The sequence below is a fragment of the Chryseobacterium sp. genome, assembly GCF_019236175.1.
GTDB lineage: Bacteria > Bacteroidota > Bacteroidia > Flavobacteriales > Weeksellaceae > Chryseobacterium.
On record NZ_JAFAJM010000014.1, the window covers coordinates 133081 to 155485 of the forward strand.

Sequence of the window (22405 nt, forward strand, 5' to 3'; positions counted from 1 at the left end):
CATTCAATTAAAAAGGATTATAAGATACGCCTAGACCAAAGTAGAATGCTTTTGCTTTTGCCTGTCCGTAAAATCCAAGATTCGCGTTGTTTACATCTCTGGCTTTAGGCATTGCATAACCTCCCGCAATATCAACTCCAAACTTTTTCAGTTTAAATCCTACCCCACCTGTCAGTACAAAAGTATCAAATGAAGGGGTTTCCGGAATAAAGTTGTCATTAGTATAAGGAGATTCGTCATAGTAAGCTCCCAGACGTCCGTAAATCATATTGGTGAACGCATACTGAGTCCCCAGTCTGAACGTTTTGGTATTCCTGAAGTTCTTAGGACTTACAAGAACTGTCGGATCTGCCTGATTTCCGATAGGTGCATTGTCGAAATCCAGTACAAGTTTACTGTATCTTTCCCATCCATGATAGTTAAAGTCTGCAGAAACCTGCCATTTCGGAGTCACTTTATAGGTTAAACCAATGGTATATTCTTCAACAAGCGGAAGTGTTGCAGAGAAGCCATCCTGCCCAGCTGCATTCAGTTTCAGCTGTGAGTAAATAGATTGTGACGGAAACTGGAATGATGCCGTCCCGGTTTTAGCTTTCATATCTACCGGTGAACGGTATGCAATACTCACATCTAATTTAGGATCTGGTCTGAAATAGAAACCGAATCCATATCCGTGTCCGCTTGCTTTTGTATCTTTAATATTAACCTGTCCTCCGAATTGAGTTACTGCTTTATCCCAGTCTACGATACCCCTTGCATAAATATAACTAGCACCAAAAGCTAACCATGGAGCAAGTTTTACTGAAACCATAGGCTGGAAATAGAAACTCTTCAGCTCAAGTTTTTGTACCATTTCCTTACCTTCCCAGTTTTCCGGCCATTGGATCGTACTTCCAAAAGGGGTAGTTACACTAAGACCTACTGATAATTTTTCTATTGGTCTATAAGTAACCGCAGCATAGAAAGGAGTTCCTAAAGGGTTATCCGTTGATGTACTTTGTAAAGTATTCAGGTTCTGGAAAGTAATTTTATTACTGGCTCCGAACCCTCCTGCCGCTATACTCAGCTTGGAAGGGATAAATGACATCCCCGCAGGGTTAAAAAATGTCACACTCGCATCTTCGGCATGAGCACTAGTATGCGCCATTGCCAATTGCTTTACCCCCTGCAAAGAAACCCTGAAGCCTCCTGCGTAAGATAAAACGCCTGCCAATAAAGCAGTTGATACTAATATTTTTTTCATAGACTATTATTATATAATCCAAATATAAAATTATTTTGAATACGTCTGTTAATATTTCCCAATATTTTAAACATTATAGGAAAAGAAAATTATGTTTAAAATAATACTTTATACGAAAACACCCATAAAATAACCAATATTAATCACTTAGTATATTCATCAAAAAGGGATATATTTAACGTTTAATATTAAACAATAGTTTAACTAAATTAAATATTGATTTTAAATCCAAAACCAAAAAATAGTCAGCCTTTTAGTGGAATCTTCATTTTTGAACAGAATTGGAACAGAAATAATTTAACACTCCTATTCAATGATAAAAAAAATACTTCCGATAACTTTCTCTTTCAGGCCTCAGATCTATTTTTATGGGGAAAACAGAGAAATGTTTTACCCTGAATTCAGGTTATTTGAGGATTTTAGAATTGGGTAAAGATAAAAATACATAAATTTGCAAGATTATAAATAATAATAATATGAGTTGTGGATGCAAAACATCTGGCGATTCTGCACATTCTTGCGGTCCTAAAAAGACTGCAACTGGTTGTGAAAATGTAAATACCTGCGGGAATAGTTATAAATTAAGTGTTTTTGACTGGCTTTCTAACATCAACAATCCGGCACCGAACAGGTGTGATTTCGTGGAAGTTAGATTTAAAAATGACAGAAAATCGTTTTATAAGAATGTAAACAATATTCCTTTACATATAGGCAGTGTAGTTACAGTAGAATCAAGCCCGGGACACGATGTGGGCGTAATAAGCCTTACCGGAGAATTAGTAAAGATTCAGATGAAAAAGAAAAAGTTTTCTGAAGAATCGGCACTCAAAATATACAGACAGGCCAACCAGAAAGATCTTGAGGTATGGCAGGAAGCAAGAAAAAAAGAAGACGGCGTAAAACTTGAAGCAAGAAAAATTGCTCAAAGAATAGGCCTTGAAATGAAAGTTACCGATGTGGAATATCAGGGTGATGCTTCAAAAATCACTTTTTATTATACTGCAGATAACCGGGTAGATTTCAGACAGCTGATCAAAGATTATGCAGGAGCTTTCAGAACAAAGATCGACATGAAACAGATCGGCTTCAGACAGGAAGCTGCAAAAGTAGGCGGAATAGGATCTTGCGGACGTGAACTTTGCTGCTCAACATGGCTTACAGATTTCAGATCTGTAAATACCAATGTAGCAAGATATCAGCAATTGAGTATCAACCCTCAAAAACTGGCAGGACAATGCGGGAAACTAAAATGTTGCCTTAACTATGAGCTTGACAGTTATTTAGATGCATTAAGCAACTTCCCTTCTTCATCTACCACACTCGATACAGAAAAAGGAAAAGCTTTCTGTATTAAAATAGACGTTTTTAAAAAGAAGATGTGGTTTGCCTATGTAGACCATTCTATTGCATGGTATGACTTTGATATAGATCTTGTCAAAAAACTAATCTCCAAGAATAAAAGGGGTGAAAAAACCCTTCCGCTGGAAGATTTAAAACAACCTGAAACATCAATTCAAACTATTGATCTGATTCAGGAAAATAATGTGGACCGTTTCGAGAAGAAAAACAGAAACAACAGAAACAGAAACAACCAGAATAAGCAGAATAATAATCAGCAGGGACAAGGACCGGGACAAAAGCGAAACAGACCTGAACGCCAGGAAAGACCTGAAAAAACTGAAAATCAGAACGCTCATTCGGGGAACCAACAGCCCAAACAGCAACCCAAGCCGCAGCAGAAACCACAAAAACCACAGCCCCCTGTGGAAAAAGTAGAAGCCGCTTCTAATGCTGAGAAAACCCCACAAAACAACCCGAACAAGAAGAAATTTAAAAAGAAATATCCTCCAAAAAAAGATAAAAATGCGTAAAATTTTAGGATTATTTTCCCTTATCCTTTTCTTTAGCTGTAATAGCTCTCCTTCAGGAGAAAACGTTATAATGAATTCTGTTGATAACAAATGGAATAAGAAAAGTGAGCAAAAATTTAATCTTGAAATTTCAGATCCGCAGAATCCTAAAAATATTATATTTGTTGTAAGAAACAATAATAAATATCCTTATAGCAACATAAGGTTTATTGTCAATTTCACCAATCTTCAGAATAAGAAAAAGGAAACAGACACCTTAAATTATGTTTTGGCAAAACCAAACGGAGAGTGGCTTGGTACAGGCTTTGGTGACACGAAAGAAACATTGTTTCAGTATAAATTAAATTATAGATTTCCTGCAAAAGGTAAATACGAAATCGGGCTGATTCAGGCGATGAGAAATGACAACCTTCAGGGAATTGAAGATATTGGGGTAAAAATAGAAACGGCTAAACCGTAACCATAAATGGAAGAAAACAAAAAAAATACAGGAAATAAAGGGAAAACATTCCCTCTGCCTCCCAAAAAAAAGAAAGACTCCTCTTGGAAGAAATGGGTTTCGTTTATTTGGATCGGACTCATTGCGGTAGTCTTAGGAATTTCAGGAATTTTCTTTGCTGTTTCCCAGGGTTTCCTTGGTGAAATGCCTGATGTGAAAGAACTTGAAAATCCGGACATCTTTGTCGCTTCTGAAATTATTTCTTCAGACGGAGTTACTTTAGGTAAGTTTGAAAAGGAAAAAACACAGCCCATTGTGTACAAAGACCTTCCTCCCTACCTGATTTATGCTTTACAGGCTAAAGAAGATGAGCGTTTTAAAGAACATTCAGGAATCGACTTATACTCTATCGCAAGAGCTGTGGCCTACGGTGGGGGACGTGGAGGGGGTTCTACAATCACCCAGCAGCTGGCAAAACTATTGTTTACAGGAGCTGCTTCTCAAAACAAAATAGAAAGAGGGTTCCAGAAACTTAAAGAATGGGTAGTGGCGGTAAGCCTTGAAAAAAGATATACCAAAGAAGAAATTATTACGCTTTATTTCAATAAGTTTGACTTCCTTTTCAATGCCAACGGTATTGAGATGGCTTCCAGAGTATATTTCAATAAGAAAACTTCGGAACTTACCTTGCCCGAAGCGGCTACTTTTGTCGCCATGCTTGAAAATCCAAGAAAAAACAACCCTTACCGATATCCTGAAAAAGCGAAAGAAAGAAGAAATGTTGTATTGGATCAGATGCAGAAAACGGGATATATTGACGCTGCCACGTATGAAAAGGCAATCAATACTCCTATCGAAGTAGACTTCCACCCTATCAAAAGCATTACTGACGGATATTCTGCGTATTATAAATTCTATCTGAGAAAAGAAATCGATAAGTATCTTGAAGGATATGAAAAAGAAACCGGAAAAAAACTTAATCTTTATAAAGACGGTTTAAAAATATATGTTACTCTGGATTCTAAAATGCAGAAATATGCAGAAGAAGCTATCAAAGAACATTTAACTGATCTTCAGAAGAGATTTGATGCCGAGCAAAGAGGAAGAAAGAACAGACCTTTCTACTATCTGACCGATAAACAAATCAATGAAGTAATGCTTCAGGCTATGAAGAGAACCGGCCGATACAAGCTTTTAAAAGCTGATGGCATGCCTGAAGATTCTATCATGATGGAATTTAAAAAACCGATCAAAACATCAAGATTTACATGGAGCGGAGAGGAAGAAGTTGAAATGTCTCCTTGGGATTCTATCAGATATCACAAACAGATTGCACAGGCCGGCTTAATGTCTATGGTTCCCGGAACCGGGGAGATCAAAGCCTGGGTAGGTGGAATCGACTGGCAACACTTCCAGTACGATCATATCAAACAAGGAAAGAGACAGGTGGGATCTACCTTCAAACCTTTTGTATATGCTACAGCAATTATGAAACTGGGAATGACTCCCTGCTCAACAGTTTCCAACGGAACTTACGATCATAACGGATGGCACGTACCGGGAAGAGGCGGAATGCTTACACTGAAAGACGGTTTGGCACACTCTCAAAACCCGGTTGCAGCAAGACTTATCGAAATGACAGGAGTAGATGCGGTAATCCAGACGGCAAGAGACCTTGGGGTAACTGAAGATATTCCGAGAAATAATACCATTGCTCTGGGATCATCAGATATTACTATTTACGAAATGCTTGGTGCCTACAGTACTTTTGCCAATTACGGAAATTACAATAAACCGGAAATGATCTGGAGAATTGAGGATGCCAACGGAAGAGTTATCAAAGAAGTAAATGTAGAGCCTAAAGAAGTCATGAACCCTATGTATGCGTACACCATGATTGAGCTAATGAAAGGTGTTGCACAATACGGAACCGCTTCAGGCGAGCTTGGAAGAAGAGGAATCTCAAAAGCAGTTGAAATTGCAGCCAAAACAGGTACTACTCAGAACAACTCTGACGGTTGGTTTATGGGTATTACTCCAAAATTAGCAACCGGAGCATGGGTTGGATGGGAAGACAGAGCCACTCACTTCTATGGTACCGGTGAAGGTCAGGGTGCACGAATGGCCCTCCCGATATGGGCAATATTCATGAAAAAGGTATGGGCAGACAAAACACTGGGTGTTACGCCGGATGATAAATTTGTTAAACCTTCAGACTGGAAAGATGGCTGTTCAAACCTTAAAGGGTTAGGCGGAGGATATGGAGACGATGGAAGTCTTCAGACCATTGATGAAATCAAAAATCCAAGACCGGCAGATCCAAACCCTAAAAAACCGACTGAAAAGAAAGAGGAAAACATCAATGAAAATCTTCACTCCAATGATGATGTAGATTTTAATAAATAGATTCTCTTTTAGAAATACACAAGACCTTTCAATAATTTGGAAGGTCTTTTCTTTTATAATTAATACCTTTGATATATGAATATCGAACGCATCAGACAGCCTTTCATTGAGAAGTTTCCCGGAGATTTCTCAAATAACCTTATGCAAAGAAACACCCCTAAAGTTTTATTTGCCACGACACAGCCTGCCGGTTTTAGCCACCCCAGACTGATCACTTTTAACGAAATTCTCTCAGAAGAAATCGGACTGGGAAAATTTGAAGAAAAAGATCTTGATTTTCTGGTAGGAAGCCATCTTCCCGAAAATCTCAAAACTTATGCAACAGCCTATGCAGGGCATCAGTTTGGAAACTGGGCAGGACAGTTAGGAGACGGAAGAGCAATTCTGGCAGGAGAAATTGAGAATAAAGACGGAATAAAGACGGAAATCCAATGGAAAGGAGCCGGCGCCACCCCTTACTCAAGACATGCTGACGGAAGAGCCGTTTTAAGGTCATCCGTCAGAGAATATCTGATGAGCGAGGCCATGTATCATCTGGAAGTTCCTACTACAAGAGCATTAAGCCTTGTACTCACAGGAGAGGATGTTGTCAGAGATATGATGTACAATGGAAATCCCCAACTGGAAAAAGGAGCAGTTGTTATCAGAACGGCAGCAAGCTTTCTGCGCTTCGGGCATTTTGAACTGATGTCAGCTCAAAGGGAATACAATACCCTTGAAGATCTTGTCGATTTTACCATTGAAAACTATTTCCCTGAAATCACATCCACAGGTAATCAAAAATATAAAGATTTTTTCGAAGATATATGTACACGAACTGCAAATATGGTAGTAGAATGGTTCAGGGTAGGCTTCGTACATGGAGTAATGAATACCGATAATATGTCTATTTTAGGTTTAACAATAGATTATGGCCCTTATTCTATGATGGACGAGTATGATCTGAATTTTACACCTAACACTACCGATCTTCCGGGAAGAAGATATGCTTTCGGAAAGCAGGGACAGATTGCCCAATGGAATCTCTGGCAACTTGCCAATGCCCTCCATCCGTTGATTAAAGATGAAAAATTTTTAGAAGATACTTTAAACCATTTCGGAACTTATTTCTGGGAAACTCATGATAAAATGCTTTGCAGAAAATTCGGCTTTGATGAACTTCAGAAAGGTGATGAAGAATTTTTCACCAACTGGCAGGGGCTAATGCAGGAGCTTCATTTCGACTACACTTTATTTTTCAATACTTTGGAAAATGTAAATACTGAAATCAACCTGAAATCGGCTTTTGAAAAAGTGTCTTATGCTGCTTTTGATAATGAAAAACTTAGAAAACTGGAAGACTTTATCAGAGGTTATCAGTCGAGACTTGCCTCAAATATTATTTCGGAAGAGGAATCAAAGCTTCTGATGAGAAAAACAAACCCCAGATTTATCTTACGAAATTATCTTCTTTATCAATGTATTGAGGAAATAGAAAATGGCGGAACGGAAATGCTTCAAAAGTTAACAAAAGCTCTTGAAAACCCTTATGAAGAACTATATCCGGAATTTTCTTCCAAGAGACCTTCTTCATATGATGACATTACAGGATGCTCTACACTTTCCTGTAGTTCTTGATAAATGGTTAATATTTTTCTATATTTTTTAGTTATTTCTTTTCATATTAAAAATTTTCACTAATTTTAGAAAAAATATTTAACATGAAAAGAACTCTACTATCTTTAGCTTTATTAGCTGGTTTTTACAGCAGCGCCCAAACGGTATTATCTGAAAATTTTGAAGGAGCAACATTTCCACCAACAGGATGGACAAGAAGTGCAACGCTTTCATCAAGACCCTGGGGACCATCTAATGTAGCGACAACCTTTCCATCAAGTGGAAGCGGAGCAATAACAACGTATTCTATCAATGGAACATCGGCAGCAATAGACTATTCAGCATCCAACAATACGGCTAACCTTGTATCCCCTGTTTTCAGTTTAGCAGGAGCTACTTCACCGGTATTAAAATTCAAAGTAGTGGTAGGCTGGTCCTACATGATTGATCAGGACTTGGGAAATCTTCTTGCGCAAATCTCCACAAACGGAGGAACAACCTGGACTACATTATGGACAGAGGACACAGAATCCGGTTTCATTGATGATGGTGACGGGAACCCGGATACCGATTTATATAATGTTGTATCCGTTCAGAAAGACCTGTCATCTTATGCCGGACAAACAAACGTTCAGATAAGATTCCAGTACGCAGCAGCAGACGCAGATGCTGTTTCTATAGATGATGTACAGGTTCTTGCAAGCGGTACATTGGCAACTCATGAAGTTTCTGCTAAAAAAGCCTCATTGGAAATTTATCCTAATCCAACAAAAGGAGAAATAAGCATCAAAGCGGATAAAAACATCAAGTCTTCAAGCATTTTTGATGTGTCAGGGAAATTATTGTTACAAACAGACCATGAAACAGCCAATATCTCGTCGCTTCCGAAGGGTACATATTTAATAAAAGTTGTATTCGCAGACGGAACTTCATCAACAAGAAAAGTAATTAAAGAATAAATAGATTTTAAATTAATATAATCTTCAAAGCTCACCCATATGGTGAGCTTTTTATTTTTACTTTTGCAAAAATTTTGGCTGTGTCTTTTATCAAAACAAAATTCATTAACTTTTTAAGGCTGGTTTTCCCCTCTGCTTATACTGAACTTGCAGTCTTTTTGTTTTTTATAACCTGTTATGGCATAATGGGCTCTTATATTGCGCTCCATTACAGAATAATATTGGATGACAGAATACCTTGGGACGCCTATTTCAGCTTTGATAATAAATCTATTCTGATGACAGGAGGAAGTTTTGAAAGACATCCCCTGTCTTATTACTTTTTTAATTGGATCAGGGAATTTTCATTATTTATTTCAGGTGGTAAAACGGACGCCACCTTCAGACTTACACTGGCATGGCTAAGTAATTTTGTCATTTCCCTCAATATTGTTCAAATCTTCAAATATCTAAAGAACATTATCAGACTCCCCCTCATGCCGAGTATTCTCATTGTTCTGTTTTTTGGAGCTTTTTCAACCAACATTATTCTTTCTTTTACTCCTGAAAATTTTACATACACTCTATTTTTACTGAGTTTGTACAACTATTACGCAGCCATAAAACTAAGACAGCAAGAAAAAACACCTGCTATAGCTTTATCCCTCGCAACCATCACAATCGGCGGACTTACCGTTACCAATCTTGTAAAAGTTTTCATCCCTGTATTGTTTGAAAAAAATCTTTTCAAAGACTGGAAGAAAATGGGAAGTGCTTTTATAAGAGGAGCAATAGCTATTATTCTTTATGCTTTACTCTATCTGAACAGAATTGATTTTAAATACCAGAATATTTTTTCAAAAACAAATCAGCAGTACGAAAAGTTCTCTCATGTAGAATCCATGCCGACATGGGATATGATTCTTTCTTTCTTTTTTGGAGGCAATATCTTATTTCCGAGTTTCATTACTTCGGATAAGCATAATATGAAAGGCTTTTATTTTAAAGCGTTGTATATGGATCTTTATTCTTCCGTATTTTCTTATCTTTTTATAGCCATTATACTTATCCTTGTAGGTTGGAGTTATTTCAAAAATTTCAGAAACAAATGGGTTCAGATTATTATGATTTCATTCCTGGTTGATATCATGATCCATTGCGTGATGAGGTTCGGTCTTCATACGTCTTATATCTATGGGGGCCATTTTGTCTTCATATACCCATTACTTATAGGATGGCTGTTTTATGCGTACAGAACTTCTCCTAAAATCATTTCAGCCCTGACTTTAACGGTTATTGTATTATGCATATATCTTGTCGCTAATAACGGGTACAGAATGTCAGAATTCTTTTGGTTTTTAGATTCATACTATCAATAAAAAAAGCCGGGAACTGGTTCTCGGCTTGTATCTAATTTGAATTGAATCAATTTTATTTAGCTTCAGCGCAGAAAATTCTGTATTGTACAGCAACTGCAGACTTGAAGTATTCTCTGATTTTAGACAGATCTGCTGCTGCACTTTGCTTCGTAAAATAACTTCCTGCTAAAATCTTATAGTTGGGTCTTAAAGAAGCATCAGTTTCTACTTTTAGGTTGGGAAATCTTTTTCTGAAATAAGACTTCACTTCATTGGCTTCATCATTGCTTTTTACCGTTGTAATCTGAATTTTAAAACCTAAAATTCTAGGATTTTTCTTACAAATTTCGGCATTGGTAAGTTCTCTGTTCGGAATATAAATTTTAGTTGGTTTTGTAATCCCGCCTGTAGAAATTCCGTTATCAATATTGCCATAATCCTTGGATGAATTATTCACTGCAACTTTTGAGCATTTGCCTTCAATTCCTTCCAAAGCTGCACTTATTTTGGAATCCATGGTCATGACAAGCTCTGTTCCCGAAAGCGTATCCTTTTTAACAACCTGCTGTGCTTCAATATTATAAAAACCAAATAATGATAATATCGAAAATATTTTAATCAAATTTCTCATTTAAACTTGTTTCCGCAAATTTATACAAATTAAAAAACTATACCAAACAGGTTATTTAGAATCAATACAAATTAAACGTAAATGATATTTTCCCTTTTCGATATGCCGTTAAATTTCTGTTAAAAATATTATTTTTGCGGAATTGATTGAATGTTCAATAATTTACTAACATAAGATAATTTAAATGATTAGTTGGAGAAAGCATTATAAAAAAACGTTGATCGCAATAGGTTTATTGCTATCAACCAGTGCTTCATTTTACGGGCAAGACGGCGATCCTAAAAACGGAGAGAAACTTTTCAAAGCGAATTGTACTGCATGTCACGCGCTGGACAAACAAGTGATAGGACCCCCATTAAAAGGTGTTGTAGAACGTGTAAAGACAGAAGGTGGTGTAGACAAAGATTGGCTTCACAAGTGGATCAAAGACAATAAAGCTTTAAGGGCTTCTGGGGATAAATACGCCAATGAGATTTTTGAAAAGTTTAATAAGACTGAAATGTTACAGTTTCCTAATCTTACAGAGAAGGATATTGACGACATTTTAGCTTTCACAACTAATCCTCCGGCTCCGGAAGAGAAAAAACCGGAAGCAACTCCTGCAACTGACGCTACTGCGGCAGCTCCTGCAGACAAAACGACTACAAACATTGTCATCATTTCTCTTTTAGCGATTGCAGGTTTATTGGTTTGGATTTTAGTAAAACTAAGACAATTAGTGACACTAGGCCAATCTGAAGAACTGGCAGGTCTTAACGAAACAAGAGTTCGTTCCTTCAAGGAAATGTATGAAAAGTTCCACTTCATCGGTAAAGGTGCTTTGGCAATTCTTGCTATTCTGGCGGCTTACGGAGTTTGGAACTGGCTGATGTGGATCGGTGTTTACAAAGGATACAAGCCAGAACAACCTATCTACTTCTCTCACAAAATTCACGCTGGAGAACAAAAAATTGACTGTCAGTTATGTCACTCCAGTGCTAAATACGGAAAAGTATCTGAGATCCCTTCTATGAACGTTTGTATGAACTGTCACAGAACCATCTCTGAATACAACAAAGATCACTATATGGAGCCTGGAAAAGACAAGGCATTCTATGACGGAGAAATCCAGAAGATCTATGCTGCTACAGGTTGGGATCCTGCAAAACAACAATACACAGGAAAAACACAACCGGTTGAATGGACAAGAATCCACAACATGCCGGACTTCGTTTACTTCAACCACTCTCAGCACGTAATTGCTGGTGAACAAGCAATTATTAATTCTTTCAACAAAAAGAATCCAGATAACAAAATTGATGTTGTATGTAAAGCTTGTCACGGAAAAATTGATACAATGAATGTTGTTCAGATGGCAAACGACTTTACAATGGGATGGTGTATCGAGTGCCACAGAACGACTGAAGTTGATATGAACAACGGTTATAATAAAGAGTACTTCAAAAATCTACATGACAAGTTGAAAAAACAATATCCACAAGATGGAGGTAAGATCACTGTAGCTGCAATTGGAGGTCTTGAGTGTGGTAAATGTCATTATTAATAACTAAAAAATTAGAAGTATAAATGGCTTCAAACAAAATACAATTCAGAAGTATTCATGAACTTAAAGATCCGGCTTTAAACAATAAGCTGGCTCAGAAAGAGTTTCAGGAAGAAATTCCGGTAGAAGATTTCCTTGGAGATGCTGAGAAAAACGGATCAAGTACTTCAAGAAGAGATTTCCTTAAATTATTAGGATTCTCTACAGCAGCAGTAACATTAGCTGCCTGCGAAGCTCCGGTTATCAAAACGATTCCTTATGTGGTAAAACCGCATGATATTATTCCGGGAATCCCTAATTATTACGCTTCAACTTATTTTGATGGTTTCGACTTTGCAAGTGTTTTAGTAAAAACCCGTGAAGGTAGACCTATCAAAATTGAACCGAACCCGGCTGGTGGCGATTTAGGTAAAACTAGTGCAAGAGCTCAGGCAAGTGTACTTTCTCTTTATGATAATGATAAAGTAAAGCAGCCTAAATTAGACGGGAAAAATGAAACATTCGATAAAGTAGATAGTTTCATTCTTAAAGGTTTAGAAGAGGCTAAAGCGTCAGGCAAAAAGATTGTGGTTCTATCACACTCTTTTGCTTCACCTACTTTCAAAAAATTATTCGCTGAATTCAAAGCTAAATATCCTACAGCTGAATTAGTAACTTATGATGCTTTCCCGTATTCTGCACAATTAGATGCAGCTCAGGAAGTATTCGGACAAAGAGCATTACCTGTTTATGACCTTAAAGGTTCTGAACTGGTAGTTTCTTTCCAGGCTGATTTCTTAGGAGACTATAACGCTTCAAGCTTAGAATCTTCTTATGCTGCGGCTAGAAAACCAGGAGCAAACATGTTGAGACACATTCAGGTGGAGTCTAATATGTCATTAACTGGTGCTAACGCTGACTCAAGATACAGATTAAAGCCAAGTGCAGTAAACAAAACACTAGTTGAGGTTTACAATGCTATCGTAGGTGGTGGTACTTCAGACAAGACTGCTACTGAGATCGCTAACGAACTAAAGACAAAAGGAAGCAAAGCGGTTGTTTTTGCTGACGGTTCTAAAGGAGCACAGGTATTAGCACACTTAATCAATCAGAAATTAGGATCTGTTGCTTTTACCGGTAAAGCTAACTTCTTAAAAGATTTCGATAAAGCAAGATACCAGGAATTCTTAGGATGGGTAAATGCAGGTCAGGTTGGTGTATTAATCGCAAACAACGTAGACCCTATCTACTCTCATCCAAAAGGAGAAGATTTCAAAAAATCTCTATCTAAAGTTCCTTGTGTAGTTGCTGTAGCAGATAAGAAAAATGAAATGTACAAAGCAGCGAAAGCTGTAATTCCAGTGGCCAACTGGTTAGAGTCTTGGGGAGATATCGAACCACAGACCGGAGTATATTCATTAATGCAGCCTACGATCCAGAAGATCTACAAATCAAGACAGATTGAAGAATCTCTATTGGTTTGGAAAAATGGCAAAAATAATGCAGCAAACAACTACTATGACTATTTAAAAGCTAATGCGGCTTCTATCTTAGGAGGTACTTCTTTCAACAAAGCATTATACAACGGTATCAATACCTCTACGAACTCAACAACATTATCTTATGCGGGCGGAAACGCGGCTCAGGCTGTTGCTGAATTAGGAAACTTCAAAGCTTCTGAACTAGAATTAGTATTGTACACTACGACTTCTATGGGAGACGGTACTCAGGCTAACAACCCTTGGTTGCAAGAATTACCTGACCCGATCACAAGAATGTCTTGGGATAACTACCTGACAATTTCTCCTAAAGATGCAGAGAAGTTTGCTATTGACAACGATCTTAACGCAAGAATGCAGTTAGACGGTTCAATCGTAAACCTTACTGTAAACGGAGTCACAATCAAAGATGTTCCTGTATTCGTTCAACCGGGACAAGCTGAAGGATCTGTAGGTCTTGCGCTTGGTTATGGTAAGAAAAATTCAGGAGCGACTGCAGATACAGGAGTAAATGCTTATCCTTTATTCGATGGTTCCAACCTTGCTCTTTCAGGAGTAAAAATCGAGAAAACAGGAGAAGACCACGAATTCGCAGGTATCCAGCTTCAAAATACATTAATGGGTCGTTATGAAATCGCTAAAGAAGTTCCTTTAGCTGAATTCATCAATGTACCGTTCGATGATGAGCACAAAGGATGGAATAAGCCTTTGGAATACCACACGATCAGCGGAGCACTTCCGGCGAGAAAAATCGACCTTTGGGATGCTTTCGATGATACGGACGGACCTCACTTCAACTTATCGATCGACTTGAACTCTTGTACAGGTTGTGGAGCGTGTATCATCGCTTGCCAGGCTGAAAACAACGTTCCTGTTGTAGGTAAAGAAGAAGTAAGAATGTCGAGAGATATGTATTGGTTAAGAATTGACCGTTATTACTCTTCAAGACAAAAAGTTGAAGTATACGAAGGATTAAAAGAAGGAATGGCTGTACCAGAATTATACGGTACTGCATTCAACAAAGAAGGAGGTGCATTAAACCACCCTGCAGACAATCCGGATGTAATCTTCCAGCCAGTAATGTGTCAGCACTGTAACCACGCTCCATGTGAAACAGTATGTCCGGTAGCGGCTACTTCACACGGTAAGCAAGGTCAAAACCATATGGCTTACAACAGATGTATCGGTACAAGATATTGTGCAAACAACTGTCCGTACAAAGTAAGACGTTTCAACTGGTTTACTTATAACCTGAACGATCGTTTCGATTTCAACATGAACAACGATCTAGGAAGAATGGTACTTAACCCGGATGTAGTTGTAAGAACTAGAGGGGTAATGGAGAAATGTTCAATGTGTATCCAAATGACTCAGAATACAATTCTTGAGGCTAAGAAAGAAGGAAGAAAAGTGAAGGATGGAGAATTCCAGACTGCATGTTCTAAAGCTTGTTCTACTGGTGCAATGACATTTGGAGACATGAACGATAAAGATTCTTCAATCAGAGAGCAGTATGCTTCTAACAGAAGATATTATTTACTAGAGGAGATCGGAACAAAACCAAACGTGTTCTATCACACTAAAGTAAGAAACAGAGTAGAAAAATAAAGTTTAAATAATAAATAGGTAAAAAATGTCAGGACATTACGAAGCTCCGATAAGGGAACCTCTAATTATTGGTCACAAAACTTATCACGATATCACAGAAGATATTGCACGACCTATCGAAGAAAGAGCAGGTAAATTATGGTGGATTTCATTATATGCTGCACTAGTTCTATTTCTCTATGGATTCGGCTGTATCGCTTATACGATCGGGACAGGTATTGGAGCATGGGGGCTTAACAGAACTATTAACTGGGGTTGGGATATTACCAACTTCGTATGGTGGGTAGGTATCGGTCACGCCGGGACCCTAATCTCAGCAGTATTATTATTATTTAGACAGAGATGGAGAATGTCTGTAAACAGATCTGCAGAGGCGATGACGATCTTTGCGGTTGTACAGGCAGCAATCTTCCCTGTAATTCACATGGGTAGAGTTTGGGTTGGATACTGGGTATTCCCTTTACCAAACCAGTTCGGTTCTCTTTGGGGGAACTTTAACTCTCCTCTACTTTGGGACGTATTTGCAATCTCCACGTATTTCTCAGTATCAACTGTATTCTGGTTTATGGGATTAATCCCTGACTTTGCAATGATCAGAGATAGAGCGAAAACTCCTTGGACTAGAAAAATTTATACATTCCTTGCATTTGGTTGGGGTGGTAAAGCAAAACACTGGCAAAGATTCGAAGAACTTTCTTTGGTTCTTGCAGGTTTAGCAACTCCGCTTGTATTCTCAGTACACACTACCGTATCTTTTGACTTCGCAACTTCAGTAATTAAAGGATGGCACTCAACTATCTACCCTCCTTATTTCGTTGCTGGTGCGATTTTCTCAGGATTTGCAATGGTACAGACTCTATTGTTGGTAGCAAGAAAAGTTTGTCACTTAGAAGAATATATTACTATGTATCATATCGAAATTATGAACATCGTAATCGTTCTTACAGGAGGTATGGTAACGGTAGCTTATGCTACTGAATATTTCATCGGATGGTATTCAGGATCAAGATTTGAAGACTTTACGTACCTTTCACCAGGTGCTGCAGTAGGACCTTACTGGTGGGCTTTCTGGTCTTTGATCATCTGTAACCTTGTGATTCCGGCTTCTTTCTGGTTTAAGAAAGCAAGAACAAATATTATCTGGACGTTCATCGTTGCATTGATTATCAACATCGGTATGTGGTTTGAGCGTTTTGATATCATCGTTATCAACCTTTCAAGAGACTACTTACCAGGATCATGGACAATGTTTAAGCCAACGATCATTGATGTGGGTGTATACTTAGGAACTATCGGATTCTTCTCTGTATTATTCTTATTATACGCAAGAACATTCCCTGTAATTGCACAGGCTGAATTAAAATCGATTTTGAAAATCTCAGGTGAAACTTATAAAGCAAAAGAAGGAGATGAGCACCACTAAAATTGTATACGGACTTTATGCTGACGACGACGATTTAATGAACGGCGTTAAGGCATTCAACGATAAAGGAATCAAAATAAACGAAGTGTATACTCCGTTTCCGGTTCACGGACTAGACAAAGCTTTAGGATTAAAGAAAACCAGAATTTCTGATGCTGCTTTCATCTACGCTTGTTATGGAGTGACTATTGGTGCTACTTTAACCTGGTATGTAATGAACCATGACTGGCCTCAGAACATTGGTGGAAAACCAGCATTTGACTGGGGACACAACATGCCGGCATTCGTAGTTCCAATGTTCGAATTGATGGTATTCTGTGCAGCTCACATGATGTCTTTAACTTTCTTATTTAGAAATAAAATGTATCCGGGGGCGCCGGCTCAGAATCCTGATCCAAGAACTACTGACGATAAATTCATGATGGAATTTGTAACTGAAGATGTAGAATCTGTAAAACAGTTGCTAATTGAAACGGGAGTTGAAGAAATAACTGTTAAAGACGCTTAAAATGAAAAAGAATGTATTAAAAATTACAGCAGTTTTAGGTTTAACAACAGTTTTACTTAACTCTTGCGGACCGAAAGAAAATACACCGTTGGTTTATTTCCCGGACATGTATTTTCCGGTAGCCTATGATCCGTTGATGAAAGCTCAGGATGCTTATTCAGATCATGAAAATGAAATTCCTGCTTTCGTTAAAAATAATGGTGCAACAGGTCTTTCTCCTGTAGAAGGATCAGTAGCTCAAAATAAAGACGGAGTTTTTGAAGAAGGTTTACTTCCTAAAAATGTAGATCAGTACAATGCAGGATATGATGCTTCTAAAAAGCTTACGGTATCTCCTTTAAATCCTGCCAATGCGGCTAAGGATCTTGAAAGAGGAAAAGTATTGTTTGATCACACTTGTGCTGCATGTCACGGAACAGGAGGAGATGGACAAGGACCTATCGTACAAAGCGGAGCATTCTCAGGAGTTCCTAATTATGCTGACAGAGAAATTACTGTAGGATCTGTTCATTATGTATTAACAAACGGTAGAAATGCTATGGGTTCTTATGCAGGACAATTGAATGCAGGAGACAGATGGAGAGTGGCTATGTATGTGATGAGTGCTTTCAAAAAAGGAGCAGCAGCACCGGCAGCAGCTACAGCGGCAGCACCAGCAACTGAAACGACTACCGAAACTAAAAAATAAGAAAAGAAATGTATAGTTTTTCACCAAAATTAAAATCAACTTCTATAATACTTCTTGTTGTAGGTTTAGTTCTGTTTGGTATTGGTTTCTTTATGAATAAAGGACTTTCTACTGAGAAGATAGAACAAATGATGGAAGCTGTTCATGCTTCAGGTCATAACGCTCCTACACACTCAAGTGAAATGGTTGGGCCACAGGACCACGCAGCTCATTTAGAGCACGCTGAACTTCAGGTTCACAATCAGCCGTTGGCATCGTTACACTTTGTAGCTGTCTTTTTCTTTGGAGTGAGTTGTGCTGTATTGTTTTTTTACTGCATTCAGCACGCTGCCCACGCTGGTTGGCCAATTATCATTACAAGAGTAATGGAAGCTATTGCTTCTTATATTCCTTATGGAGGTGCTATTCTGGTTATTATGATGATTTTAAATATCACGCACAATGGCCATTTATTCCACTGGATGGATCCGGAATTAACAAACCCTGACTCCGCTCATTTCGATGTTATTTTATTCGAAAAGAAAAGATTCTTAAACATACCTTTCTATGCTATCAGAACAATCATTTATGTAGTAGGTGCTTCTTTCTTTGCATGGAAATTAAAAGCTCAGTCTAAGAAAGTAGATGACACTAAATCTAAAGTTGAATATCAGATGCTTTACAGATGGGCAGTAGGATATATCGTATTCTTCGGATTTGCTTCTGCAGCTTGGGCTTGGGACTGGTTGATGTCTATTGACCCTCACTGGTATTCTACAATGTATATCTGGTATTCCATGGTTAGCTGCCTTTCAAGTGGTATTGCTGTAATCATCTTATTAAGTGTTTACCTTAAGAAAAATGGTTTCTTACCACAGTTCAATGACAACCACTTACACGATTTAGGAGTTTTCCTTTTCGCAACAAGTATGCTTTGGACATATACATGGTTCGCTCAGTTTATGCTTTACTGGTATGCCAACGTTCCGGAAGAGGTAAACTACTTCTTCGGAAGATTCCAGCACTACTCTCCTACTTTCTTACCAATGCTGATCATCAACTTCTTATTACCATTATTGGTATTAGTAAGCAGCAGCATCAAGAGAAATTACAAAGTAGTAACTACGATGGCTGTAGTAGTGATCTTAGGACACATTTTAGATTACTTCAACATGGTAATGCCGGGAACGGTAGGACCATACTGGAACACTCCTGAAGTATTCTTATTAATCTTAGGAGCTATCCTGTTCGTAGCCGGATTATTTATGTTTACTGTACTTTCAGCTTTATCTAAACTGAAGTTGATCCCTACAGGAAACCCATTCTTACACGAATCTGAAATTTATGAGTATCCTTTCTAAGGACTTATAATAAAATAAATTTAAAAAGGTTGGTCATTCAGTGGCCAACCTTTTTTTATGACATCTCTTAAGTTCTTTTTTTAGAACGATTTAAAAGAACAACAAAACAAAAAATAAAAACCTAGTATTAATAAAGGTTTTATTAAATTTGCAACAAACCAAATAAAAATGAAAAAGTTTTCTTTTCTACTTGTTTTCAGTCTCTTGCTTTTCACAGCATGTAAGAAAGATCATGTAGATGCTACGAATACTAAAACGCTGCAGTCGAGTATCAATGATATGACTTCCAGCCTGCCAACCATTAAACAGATTAAGTTTAATGAAGCTCTTTATATCCTTAAAACATTCGGTGTAGAAGCTGATGGAGATATCAATGAACTAAAAGCCCTTGGAAAACTGATCGACGGAAAAAAAGTTCCTGAGATTATGTCCCTAGCTGACGAAGTGGCTCAGAAAAATGGAATTGAATGGGCAAGCACTGCCCCTCCATCACTTGGAGAAATGAATATCTTCGGAGATGATAAAGCCAAAGAAAGTGATCCGAATGATGTCAAAGCCGGAGCCTTAAGTCTTGTGACCAGACCTACGGGAGATGACGGAAGCGGAGCTCCCACGGCAATTCAGATCGTTCCGAGGCTTGTAGATGCTGCAGGAAATCCTGTATCATTCACCGGTGCCGGACTGGAAGCTACTTTAGAAGTTTTCAGCAACGGAGTAAAACTGGCTACCGCTAAAAACCTGATGCAGGATAATAACTTCAAAGGATTCAACCTGAAGTTCTCTTCAATACCTGCGGCAAAAGTAGTAGACAATAAAATCGATATTACGGTTTCAGTAAAAACAACAGCCAAGACTTTTAAAATGTCTAAAATAGGACTTGATGTCAACGCTGCTGCTCTGAAAGTACCGGCAGTTCCTAAAACTGATACGACTGCAGTTCCTCAACAGCCAAGTGCTGTAGTGGATCCTAATAACCCCACTGCGACTCCTTCTGCCACCACAGAACCGGGAACAGCGACACCCGCAACACCTGCTGCCCCAAAACAGCCAGCAACAGATCCTAAAAATACCGTAAGTAAATTCTTAAACAGTGTAAGCTCTCAAAATTTAAAATCAGCTTATGAAGTATCCAATAATCCAAGCTGGGGAAGCTATGAGTCTTTCTCTAATCCGACCTCAGGCTTCGGATCTGTGAAAAACGTAAGTGTAAAAAACATTACCACCAATGCTACCAATCCAAACGGAGCAAGTGTAAATGCCACTTATGATGTAACCGATAAAAGTGGTAAGACAACCTCTTTAAAAGTGACTTTCGGACTTAAAAATGTAAACGGTGACTGGAAAATTTCCAGCTATAAAATCAATCCATAAATGGCTTCAGCAGAACTGATCAGAAAACTAGAAAATACTATTGAAAATATTGCTGATTTTCCAATACCGGGAATACAGTTTAAAGATATTTCACCCATTTTTTTAGATCCAAAACTTTACGAAGAAGTGATTGCAGATCTTGCCGCTTTCAGTAAAGGAAAAGTAGATGCAGTCTGCGGAATTGAAAGCCGTGGCTATCTTTTTGGAATCGCCATTGCGGTTGCTTTAGAAGTTCCTTTCATCCTGATCAGAAAAGCAGGAAAACTTCCGCCACCCGTAATTTCGGAAAGCTATGATCTGGAATATGGCAGTGCCGTCATAGAAACCCGCGAGGGACAAATAAAAAAAGGCCAGAGAGTTCTGATTCATGATGATCTTTTAGCGACAGGCGGAACAACAGAAGCTGCGGCAAAACTGGTAGAGAAACAAGGTGCTACTGTTTCTCAGTTTAGTTTCCTTATCGGATTGAAAGGACTGAATGGAGATGAAAAACTGAAGAAATTCGGTGCCGAAGTTTACCCTATTTTAGAATATTAAGAAATATATAAACCTATGCTTCGGCTTCGCTCAATATGGCTATCACTCGTTTCAGACAGTCCATGATGAGCGGAGCCGAAGTGTTTTTAGTGTGAATAGGTACAAATTCACAACATTTACATAATAATCCCGATAAAGTATTTTGTAAATCATTCAGAAACAATTAAATTTGCAATTCAATTTTTAAAAACTTATGGCAAAATTGGGTAAGAATGCTCAGAACGAGCAAGAAGGTAAAGAAACAGTTGAGTTCTTTAAAGACCTTGACAGAGAGGCTTTAAATGCTGAAAGGCTTCTTGAAAAATATTCAAAACCTTTAGGTGTTGTATTAGGAGCTTTAATTTTAGGTGTTTTAGGATTCTTCGCATACAAGCAATTTATCGTTGCTCCTAAAAATACTGAAGCTGTAAAAAGTTTCCTTGCTGCTCAAAAAAACCTTACAGAAGGTAAAGATAAAGAAGCTTTAGGTGGAAAATCTGCTGCTAATCCGGGTTTCGTAGGTACATATAACGATTATTCAGGAACAAATGTAGGCCAGCTTTCTGCTTATAACGCTGGTTTATTGAAATTCAAAGAAGGAAAATTTCAGGAAGCTTATGATCTTCTGGATAAATTTTCTTCTGATAACAAAACGTTAATGGCAATGAAGTACGGAGCGATGGCTGATGCTAAATCTGGTCTTAATAAAAATGATGAAGCTTTAGCTTTATTAGACAAAGCAGCAACAGCTTCTGATGATCCGTATACGACTTATTTCTTTACCAGAAAAGCAGGTATTGTAGCATTAGGGCTTAAGAAAAACACGGAAGCTAAAAAATACTTCTCTACCATTGATGAGAAATATCTGGATTATGACAACGGAATGTCTGATTCTTACATTGAAATGACTAAATATTATTAAAACATGGCAACAGTTAATCTTTCCGATTACAAGCCACTTCATATAACGAATGCCGAAGATTTTTCTATCGGCATTGTTTTTTCTGAGTGGAATGATTTTGTAACATACAATCTTCGTGATGCAGCATTGGAAATTCTTGAAAAAGAAGGAGTAAAATCTGAAAATATTAAACTTTTTCCTGTTCCCGGAGCTTTTGAATTAAGCTATGCAAGTATGCAGCTTTGCAAAGAAAGAAAATATGATGCAGTAATTTCTATAGGATGCGTAATCCGTGGAGAAACGCCTCATTTTGATTACGTTTGTTCTGCCGTAGCACAAGGGATTAAGGATTGTAATATCATGACGGATACTCCTACCATCTTCTGTGTACTGACAGATGATAACAAAGAACAGTCTATCGCAAGAAGCGGTGGTGATTTAGGGAACAAAGGAGTGGAAGCTGCTGTGACTGCCCTTAGAATGATTGATTTCAAAAAGAAATTATCTGATAAAAAAGGAAATATCGGTTTCGGACATTCATAAACCG

At 38.0% G+C, this 22405-nt stretch carries 18 protein-coding genes; 16 read left to right on the plus strand and 2 right to left on the minus strand.

The features are described 5' to 3' along the window. Positions 1-7: 7 nt before the first annotated feature. A complete protein-coding gene (locus JO178_RS11635; RefSeq protein ID WP_291935600.1) occupies positions 8-1243 on the minus strand; it encodes an outer membrane protein transport protein in 1236 nt (411 codons plus the stop codon). Between the two features lie 476 nt (positions 1244-1719). On the opposite strand from JO178_RS11635, the gene ricT reads away from it, so the two are divergent. The 6 genes from ricT (at position 1720) to JO178_RS11665 (ending at position 9872) form a co-directional block, all read left to right on the plus strand. Next, positions 1720-3114, plus strand: a complete 1395-nt coding sequence (ricT, locus tag JO178_RS11640; RefSeq protein WP_291935603.1) for a regulatory iron-sulfur-containing complex subunit RicT — start codon at positions 1720-1722, stop codon at positions 3112-3114. After that, positions 3107-3574 (plus strand): gliding motility lipoprotein GldH, encoded by a 468-nt coding sequence (locus JO178_RS11645; protein ID WP_291935606.1) that lies wholly within the window; start codon positions 3107-3109, stop codon positions 3572-3574. The genes ricT and JO178_RS11645 overlap by 8 nt, the downstream gene beginning before the upstream one ends. Before the next feature lie 6 nt (positions 3575-3580). After that, the gene (locus JO178_RS11650) at positions 3581-5959 is read left to right on the plus strand and encodes a transglycosylase domain-containing protein (RefSeq protein ID WP_291935609.1); all 2379 of its coding nucleotides are present in this window, start codon (positions 3581-3583) and stop codon (positions 5957-5959) included. Between the two features lie 75 nt (positions 5960-6034). Beyond that, positions 6035-7576 carry a protein adenylyltransferase SelO family protein gene (locus JO178_RS11655; RefSeq protein ID WP_291935611.1) on the plus strand — a complete coding sequence of 514 codons (1542 nt, stop codon included), beginning with the start codon at positions 6035-6037 and terminating at the stop codon, positions 7574-7576. Positions 7577-7659: 83 nt separating this feature from the next. Further along, positions 7660-8514, plus strand: coding sequence for a T9SS type A sorting domain-containing protein (locus JO178_RS11660; RefSeq protein ID WP_291935613.1), 855 nt, complete (start codon positions 7660-7662; stop codon positions 8512-8514). Positions 8515-8594: 80 nt separating this feature from the next. Beyond that, complete coding sequence (locus JO178_RS11665) at positions 8595-9872, plus strand: DUF6080 domain-containing protein (RefSeq protein ID WP_291935617.1); 1278 nt, start codon at positions 8595-8597, stop codon at positions 9870-9872. A 52-nt stretch (positions 9873-9924) separates the two neighbouring features. On the opposite strand, the gene JO178_RS11670 is transcribed toward JO178_RS11665, so the two are convergent. Beyond that, the gene (locus JO178_RS11670; protein ID WP_291935620.1) at positions 9925-10482 is read right to left on the minus strand and encodes an SPOR domain-containing protein; all 558 of its coding nucleotides are present in this window, start codon (positions 10480-10482) and stop codon (positions 9925-9927) included. Between the two features lie 184 nt (positions 10483-10666). Here JO178_RS11670 and JO178_RS11675 point away from each other — a divergent pair, with 184 nt between their 5' ends. The 10 genes from JO178_RS11675 (at position 10667) to ribH (ending at position 22401) form a co-directional block, all read left to right on the plus strand. Next, the gene (locus JO178_RS11675) at positions 10667-12025 is read left to right on the plus strand and encodes a c-type cytochrome (RefSeq protein ID WP_291935622.1); all 1359 of its coding nucleotides are present in this window, start codon (positions 10667-10669) and stop codon (positions 12023-12025) included. A 23-nt stretch (positions 12026-12048) separates the two neighbouring features. After that, the gene (locus JO178_RS11680) at positions 12049-15111 is read left to right on the plus strand and encodes a TAT-variant-translocated molybdopterin oxidoreductase (protein ID WP_291935624.1); all 3063 of its coding nucleotides are present in this window, start codon (positions 12049-12051) and stop codon (positions 15109-15111) included. A gap of 25 nt (positions 15112-15136) precedes the next feature. After that, positions 15137-16534, plus strand: a complete 1398-nt coding sequence (gene nrfD / locus JO178_RS11685; protein WP_291935626.1) for an NrfD/PsrC family molybdoenzyme membrane anchor subunit — start codon at positions 15137-15139, stop codon at positions 16532-16534. Continuing rightward, complete coding sequence (locus JO178_RS11690; RefSeq protein WP_291935627.1) at positions 16521-17042, plus strand: DUF3341 domain-containing protein; 522 nt, start codon at positions 16521-16523, stop codon at positions 17040-17042. The genes nrfD and JO178_RS11690 overlap by 14 nt, the downstream gene beginning before the upstream one ends. A gap of 1 nt (position 17043) precedes the next feature. Continuing rightward, positions 17044-17730 carry a cytochrome c gene (locus tag JO178_RS11695; RefSeq protein WP_291935628.1) on the plus strand — a complete coding sequence of 229 codons (687 nt, stop codon included), beginning with the start codon at positions 17044-17046 and terminating at the stop codon, positions 17728-17730. Positions 17731-17738: 8 nt separating this feature from the next. After that, on the plus strand, positions 17739-19070 hold the full coding sequence (locus JO178_RS11700) for a quinol:cytochrome C oxidoreductase (protein ID WP_291935629.1): 1332 nt from the start codon (positions 17739-17741) through the stop codon (positions 19068-19070). Between the two features lie 168 nt (positions 19071-19238). Then, on the plus strand, positions 19239-20441 hold the full coding sequence (locus tag JO178_RS11705) for a hypothetical protein (protein WP_291935630.1): 1203 nt from the start codon (positions 19239-19241) through the stop codon (positions 20439-20441). Then, positions 20442-20978: an adenine phosphoribosyltransferase gene (locus JO178_RS11710; RefSeq protein WP_291935631.1), complete on the plus strand. Its 537-nt coding sequence runs from the start codon at positions 20442-20444 to the stop codon at positions 20976-20978. A gap of 193 nt (positions 20979-21171) precedes the next feature. Further along, positions 21172-21879 (plus strand): tetratricopeptide repeat protein, encoded by a 708-nt coding sequence (locus tag JO178_RS11715; RefSeq protein ID WP_291935632.1) that lies wholly within the window; start codon positions 21172-21174, stop codon positions 21877-21879. A gap of 3 nt (positions 21880-21882) precedes the next feature. Next, on the plus strand, positions 21883-22401 hold the full coding sequence (gene ribH, locus JO178_RS11720; protein WP_291935633.1) for a 6,7-dimethyl-8-ribityllumazine synthase: 519 nt from the start codon (positions 21883-21885) through the stop codon (positions 22399-22401). Positions 22402-22405 lie beyond the last annotated feature (4 nt).